Source organism: Sulfitobacter sediminivivens, assembly GCF_042611115.2.
Taxonomy (GTDB): Bacteria; Pseudomonadota; Alphaproteobacteria; order Rhodobacterales; family Rhodobacteraceae; genus Sulfitobacter; species Sulfitobacter sediminivivens.
The window spans coordinates 61,575-67,660 of sequence record NZ_JBHGAR020000017.1; the positions used below are offsets into that span (position 1 = coordinate 61,575).

Here is a 6,086-nt window from a genome sequence, read left to right on the forward strand (position 1 = left end):
GCCTAGACCGTTCGTTCCAGCATCAGCTTTTTGATATTTGCAATCGCCTCTGCCGGGTTCAGGCCTTTGGGGCAGGTCTTGGCGCAGTTCATGATCGTGTGACAGCGATAGAGTTTGAATGGGTCCTCAAGGTCATCCAACCGCTCGCCCGTCGCCTCGTCGCGTGAATCAATGATCCAGCGATAGGCATGCAGCAGTGCTGCTGGCCCAAGGTAGCGGTCGCCGTTCCACCAATAGCTGGGGCACGACGTTGAACAGCAGGCACACATGATGCATTCATAAAGACCATCCAGTTTGCTCCGGTCCTCAATCGACTGCTTCCACTCTTTGGCCGGGGCAGGTGTTTCCGTAGCGAGCCAGGGCTGAACGGACGCATGCTGGGCATAAAAATGCGTCAGGTCCGGGATCAGATCTTTGACCACGGGCATATGCGGCAGCGGATAGATTTTCACCACGCCTTTGATCTCTTCCATACCGTACGTACAGGCCAGCGTGTTGATGCCGTCGATGTTCATCGCGCATGATCCACAAATGCCCTCGCGGCAGGACCGGCGGAAGGTCAGCGTCGGATCAATCTCGTTCTTGATCTTGATCAGTGCGTCCAAAATCATCGGACCGCAGGTGTCCATATCAACAAAGTAGGTGTCGATGGCCGGGTTTTTGCCGTCATCGGGGTTCCAGCGATACACGTGGAATTCGCGGACATTGCTGGCCCCTGATGGTTTCGGCCACGTCTTTCCGGTTGTCATACGAGAATTCTTGGGGAGCGTCAGTTGAACCATTTCGCGTCTCCTTGTCTGGCGGGCGTGTGGCCCGTTTCATCACATTTACCCATTTGAAATGGGCGTTTCATGTCGCTTTGCCCTGACGGACAAAAAGCGTATTTCCTTCGACCTGCAGCACGTCCTTGAAGCCACAGGCGACAATTCGGGCCACCAGATCGGTTTCCCATGTGTCTGCATGGGCGGTTTCGATCAGAATTGCATCCGGCTGCCAGGCGTCGGCACCCGCATCCACCAGCGCGCCAAGGGCCGCTTCTTCGAACCCCTCCACGTCAATCTTGAGGACAGTCAGATCATGCGCCGCAGCGTCACCGACAAAATCGAGCAGCGGACGAATTGGCACCAATGTCCCGCCATCGCGCACCTGTTTTCTTATCGCTTTCAACGAGGCCTGACCGAAGTTGTCGCGGCGAAAGTTCAGCACCCCTTCGCCAGTTTCAGCACCCAACGCGCAGCCCTCGATCCGGATCACGTCACCCAGATTGTTCAGGCGAATGTTATGGCCCAAACGTCCGATCATCGCCGGGTTCGGCTCGAACGCAATCACCCTGCTTCCCGGCCCCGCGGCAAGGCCAAGTGGCACAGCAAACGCCCCACAATTGGCCCCGACATCAAGGATAAGGGCGTTGCGCCCCTCAACCAGTTCCATCAACGCCATCAGTGACTTCATCTCGGGCGGTTGCCCGTCCAGCCACATGCGGCGGTCGGTGTAATTGTCGCGTGGATCGACATACATGCGGATGCCTGCAAACGTGATCTCGGTTGGGGGCAGGATCGGGACCAGTTTCTGGCGTGTCGGTTTGTCCGCATCCCGAAAAACAGCCCTGAGGGCAGTCACCTGCTCTGCCTGATCAACGGCATTCAGCGTGGGATGCGCCATCACATTCATCCCTTACAGTATTCCATTGCGCAAAGAGGCGGCCTGCAAGCACTGCACCGTTTCCGGACGCGCCAATACACCTTTGATAGTTGCGGTCGTGGTGTCATCAACACCTACCGCCGCGGCCCGGACATACTCGCGGATTTCCAGCGCGGTGGAATTATCGATGATGCAATCCGTGAACGGCGTGATCAATTGCTTTGGCACCTGCGGGAACCGCGTCGCAAGCGTTTCTGTCACCACGCCCTTGGCCCCCTGACGTGCGGTATTGTCCACCGCCTGCTGGACCTCGACACACGCCGTCAATGCCGTTGCAAATAAAATGACTGTCCAAATGCGCATCAATACACCCTTGCCTTTGGCGCGATCTTCTTCAGATCAATACCGCCTTCTTTCTGCGTTGTCAGTGGCTTGAGGTGCACGTCACGATAGCTCAGCTTGGCCTTGTTGCCGTCAAAAGTGGCAAGACTGTGCTTGCGCCATTCCTTGTCGTCGCGGTTCGGATAATCCTCATGGGCATGGGCACCCCGGCTTTCCTTGCGCGCCGCAGCAGCTGTGATGGTCGCGGTCGCATTGGGCATCAGGTTGGCCAGTTCCAGCGTTTCCATCAGATCAGAGTTCCACACCAGCGATCGGTCCGTGACCTTCACATCATCCAGCTTGTCGGCAACCTCGATCATCTTGACCCGGCCTTCTTCAAGCGTCTTGTCAGTGCGAAACACCGCCGCATCGGCCTGCATTGTCTTTTGCATTTCCAAACGCAGGTCAGCCGTCGGCACGCCGCCCGACGCATTGCGCAGCCCGTCAAACCGATCAAACGCCGCATCGACGGATTTCTGATTTGGCGTGGGTACAGCGGTTTTCGGATCGACAATCTCTGCCGCCCGGATCGCCGCAGCTCGGCCAAAGACCACCAGATCAATCAGTGAATTTGACCCCAATCGGTTGGCTCCATGCACCGACGCACAGCCCGCCTCGCCGACAGCCATCAGCCCCGGTGAAATTGCGTCTGGCTTGTCTTTGGTCGGGTTCAACACCTCACCCCAATAATTCGTGGGGATACCGCCCATGTTGTAATGCACCGTTGGCAAGACCGGGATCGGTTCCTTGGTCAGGTCCACACCCGCAAAGATGCGCGCAGATTCAGAGATGCCCGGCAGGCGCAGGTCCAGTGTTTCGGGCGGCAGGTGATTGAGGTGCAGATGGATGTGGTCCTTGTTTTCGCCCACGCCACGTCCTTCGCGAATTTCCATCGTCATGCAGCGGCTGACAACATCGCGGCTGGCAAGGTCTTTATAGGTTGGCGCATAGCGTTCCATGAATCGCTCGCCCTCGGAATTGGTCAGATACCCGCCCTCGCCCCGGGCACCTTCGGTGATCAGACACCCTGCGCCGTAGATACCCGTTGGGTGAAACTGGACAAACTCCATATCCTGCAATGGCAGCCCCTGACGTGCGACCATACCGCCACCGTCACCGGTGCAGGTATGCGCGGACGTGGCGCTGAAATAGGCGCGGCCATAGCCGCCCGTGGCCAGCACAACCATCTTGGCACTGAATAAATGCATGGTGCCATCGTCCAGCTTCCAACACAGCACACCCTGACAGACACCATCATCTGACATAATCAGATCGATGGCGAAATATTCGATATAGAATTCCGCGTTGTTCTTCAGGCTCTGCCCATAAAGCGTGTGCAAAATCGCATGGCCCGTGCGGTCGGCAGCCGCACAGGTGCGCTGCACCGGGGGGCCTTCACCGAATTCGGTTGTATGACCGCCAAAGGGACGCTGGTAAATCTTACCCTCTTCGGTGCGCGAAAACGGCACACCGTAATGTTCAAGCTCATACACTGCCTTGGGGGCCTCACGGGCCAGATATTCCATCGCATCCGTATCACCCAGCCAATCAGACCCTTTGACCGTGTCATACATATGCCACTGCCAATTATCAGGCCCCATATTGGACAGCGATGCGGCGATGCCGCCTTGGGCCGCTACGGTGTGCGACCGGGTTGGAAAAACCTTGGAGATACACGCGGTGCGCAATCCCTGCTCTGCCATTCCAAGGGTCGCGCGTAGACCGGCACCACCGGCCCCCACGACAACCACATCATATTCGTGCGTTTCATATTCATATGCGGCCATCTTGGCGGTCTCCCGTAGGGCAGTATTGGATCAAAGTGCAAGGCGGGCGATGGCGAAAACACCCACCGCTGCGGCACCATAAGAAAGGCAGGTCATCACGATGATCGCCATTTTTTGGCTCAACCCGTGCACATAGTCCTCGATCAGGACCTGGACACCGTCATTGAAGTGTTTGAACCCCACAAGCAGCGTCAATGCGGCGATGATCGCCGGGAAGGGACGGCTGTAATAGGCGAGAATTTCCTCGTAGGTGCCGCCAAGCGCCGATCCGAATGTAAACACGAAAAACGGGATCAGAAACAACAGCGCGACTGAGCTGACTTTCATCGCCCAGAAATGTGCGGTGCCGGTTTTTGCTGAGCCAAGGCCAGCGGCGCGTTTGCGGTCTGTAAGAAATGCCATATGCGCGCCCCTTATACGATGATGACGGTGAGAAGGGTCAGAACAACGGACCCTGCGATCACCGCCCAGCCCAGCTTTTCCGCCGTGGGTATGTCGAGGGCATAACCGTTGTCCCAGACCAGATGCCGGCAACCAGCCAGCGTGTGATACCAAAGACCCCATACGGACAGGAACATGATAAGATCACCAAACCAGCTGGTGATGAATCCGTTCACAAAGGCAAAGTATCCAGGTGATGTCGCTGCGGCCAGAAACCACCACACAATCAACAGGGCCGCAACCAGCATCGCGTTGCCGGTGATGCGCGTCAGGATCGACGTCATCGACGTCAGTTGCGGGCGGTAGATTGTCAAATGCGGGCTTAGCGGGCGATTGCCCCGGTTCACATCGGCCATTGTTCAGGTCCTTTGTCGGCTAGCGTTGCCTACTTGATAGCGCTTTTTACAGGACTGTCACGGGGGCAGATGCATCAGAACTCCGCTTTATTGCCGCAGTTGGCCAGAAAAATGCAGATACTTATCTCAATCATGGAATTTGTGATCACACGAATTGACCTGTGATCACAGGATTATTCGCCTGATGTCAACATGCTTAATTTCTTGGTGGTTTCGCGCTGCAATTTGCGTTTGATCTGGGCCGGGTAATCCTCGAACCCGTTGGCGGTGATCACAAATGCGCCCTCGCCCTCGATGACATTCTCGTAAAAGTAAGCGGTCAGATCGGCACCGTCTGTCTCAATGGCCAAAGCATTTACCACGACACCGCCATCGCGCAACGCGGCGCGCATGTCATGCGGTTCGACCCCTTCATTTGACACACCGTCGCCCGACACATCAATCACTCTGCGGCCACACTCCGGACCTTTCGCAAAGCTGTTGATCGACAGGCCCAAGGCCTCTCCGATTGCCGTGGAATAATTGCGCCACTTCCGCGGATCGTCCGCAATGGCGCGCGCGAGGGCATCCACATCGCCCAACGATGCGATGCGTGTCCAGGGTACGGTTTGTTCCTGACGCGATGAGCCTGACCATTGGATCAAAGTCACCGCAGCCTTTTGATCGACCAACGCATCTGCAACGATGCTGTCGCGCAGGGCAAAGGCAAGCCCGTCCATTTGCACACGGTACTCATCCTGATCAACCGATCCTGAAACATCCACAGCCAACACAAGCGCCAATTCGCACGGCCATACGACACTGGGCATCAGGACAAAGAGTAAAGCAAAAAAGCGACGCATACGGGCAGCTTAGCGCGCCATGCGCGTTGTGCCACATCACTTTTTCAGGACAGCTTTTACAAATGAAAACGCGCGCCCCGTCGTGAGACAAAGCGCGCGTATCATTATGGGGTGTAAATGGATCAGCTTAGCGAGCTGTCAATCCCGATGCACGCCTCGACCAAACCTTTGACGGCCTTGACTGAGTTATCGAACATCGCCTGTTCGTCTTTGTTCATCTGAATCTCGACGACCCGTTCGACGCCACCCTTACCAATCACCGTTGGCACGCCGACATAAAAGCCGTTCAAGCCATAGGCACCGTCAACATAGGCTGCACATGGCAATACACGCTTTTGGTCCTTGAGATAGCTTTCCGCCATTTCAATTGCCGATGTTGCAGGCGCATAAAACGCGGAACCGGTTTTCAACAGGCCAACAATTTCTGCCCCGCCATCACGGGTGCGCTGTACGATTGCGTCTAGTTTTTCCTGGGTTGTCCAACCCATTTTCACCAGATCCGGCAGAGGAATGCCCGCAACGGTCGAATACCGTACCAGCGGCACCATTGTGTCGCCATGCCCCCCCAGAACAAAGGCCGTTACATCGCGCATCGACACATCGAATTCAGATGCAAGAAAGTGACGGAAGCGCGCGGA

7 protein-coding genes and 1 pseudogene are annotated in these 6,086 nt (G+C 56.4%); all 8 read right to left on the minus strand.

Translation table 11 applies throughout. The features are described from left to right. Positions 1 to 2: 2 nt before the first annotated feature. Positions 3 to 782, minus strand: a complete 780-nt coding sequence (locus ACEWL3_RS16025; RefSeq protein ID WP_386180670.1) for a succinate dehydrogenase iron-sulfur subunit — start codon at positions 780 to 782, stop codon at positions 3 to 5. A gap of 67 nt (positions 783 to 849) precedes the next feature. Beyond that, positions 850 to 1,662, minus strand: coding sequence for an FkbM family methyltransferase (locus ACEWL3_RS16030; RefSeq protein ID WP_386180667.1), 813 nt, complete (start codon positions 1,660 to 1,662; stop codon positions 850 to 852). Between the two features lie 12 nt (positions 1,663 to 1,674). Then, positions 1,675 to 2,004, minus strand: a complete 330-nt coding sequence (locus ACEWL3_RS16035) for a hypothetical protein (RefSeq protein ID WP_386180664.1) — start codon at positions 2,002 to 2,004, stop codon at positions 1,675 to 1,677. Beyond that, positions 2,004 to 3,809 (minus strand): succinate dehydrogenase flavoprotein subunit, encoded by a 1,806-nt coding sequence (gene sdhA / locus ACEWL3_RS16040; protein ID WP_114877719.1) that lies wholly within the window; start codon positions 3,807 to 3,809, stop codon positions 2,004 to 2,006. The genes ACEWL3_RS16035 and sdhA overlap by 1 nt, the downstream gene beginning before the upstream one ends. A gap of 30 nt (positions 3,810 to 3,839) precedes the next feature. Continuing rightward, the gene (gene sdhD / locus ACEWL3_RS16045; RefSeq protein ID WP_386180661.1) at positions 3,840 to 4,211 is read right to left on the minus strand and encodes a succinate dehydrogenase, hydrophobic membrane anchor protein; all 372 of its coding nucleotides are present in this window, start codon (positions 4,209 to 4,211) and stop codon (positions 3,840 to 3,842) included. Between the two features lie 11 nt (positions 4,212 to 4,222). Further along, positions 4,223 to 4,606 (minus strand): succinate dehydrogenase, cytochrome b556 subunit, encoded by a 384-nt coding sequence (gene sdhC / locus ACEWL3_RS16050; RefSeq protein ID WP_386180658.1) that lies wholly within the window; start codon positions 4,604 to 4,606, stop codon positions 4,223 to 4,225. A 173-nt stretch (positions 4,607 to 4,779) separates the two neighbouring features. Then, positions 4,780 to 5,415, minus strand: coding sequence for a DUF1194 domain-containing protein (locus ACEWL3_RS16055; protein WP_435001164.1), 636 nt, complete (start codon positions 5,413 to 5,415; stop codon positions 4,780 to 4,782). Positions 5,416 to 5,570: 155 nt separating this feature from the next. Continuing rightward, positions 5,571 to 6,086: pseudogene (locus ACEWL3_RS16060) on the minus strand (malate dehydrogenase); the annotation flags it as partial.

Bases quoted from the DNA above. Each gene is read 5' to 3' on its own strand.
- ACEWL3_RS16025 (WP_386180670.1), bottom strand. From the start codon at position 782: ATGGTTCAACTGACGCTCCCCAAGAATTCTCGTATGACAACCGGAAAG.
- ACEWL3_RS16030 (WP_386180667.1), bottom strand. From the start codon at position 1,662: ATGGCGCATCCCACGCTGAATGCCGTTGATCAGGCAGAGCAGGTGACT.
- ACEWL3_RS16035 (WP_386180664.1), bottom strand. From the start codon at position 2,004: ATGCGCATTTGGACAGTCATTTTATTTGCAACGGCATTGACGGCGTGT.
- sdhA (WP_114877719.1), bottom strand. From the start codon at position 3,809: ATGGCCGCATATGAATATGAAACGCACGAATATGATGTGGTTGTCGTG.
- sdhD (WP_386180661.1), bottom strand. From the start codon at position 4,211: ATGGCATTTCTTACAGACCGCAAACGCGCCGCTGGCCTTGGCTCAGCA.
- sdhC (WP_386180658.1), bottom strand. From the start codon at position 4,606: ATGGCCGATGTGAACCGGGGCAATCGCCCGCTAAGCCCGCATTTGACA.
- ACEWL3_RS16055 (WP_435001164.1), bottom strand. From the start codon at position 5,415: ATGCCCAGTGTCGTATGGCCGTGCGAATTGGCGCTTGTGTTGGCTGTG.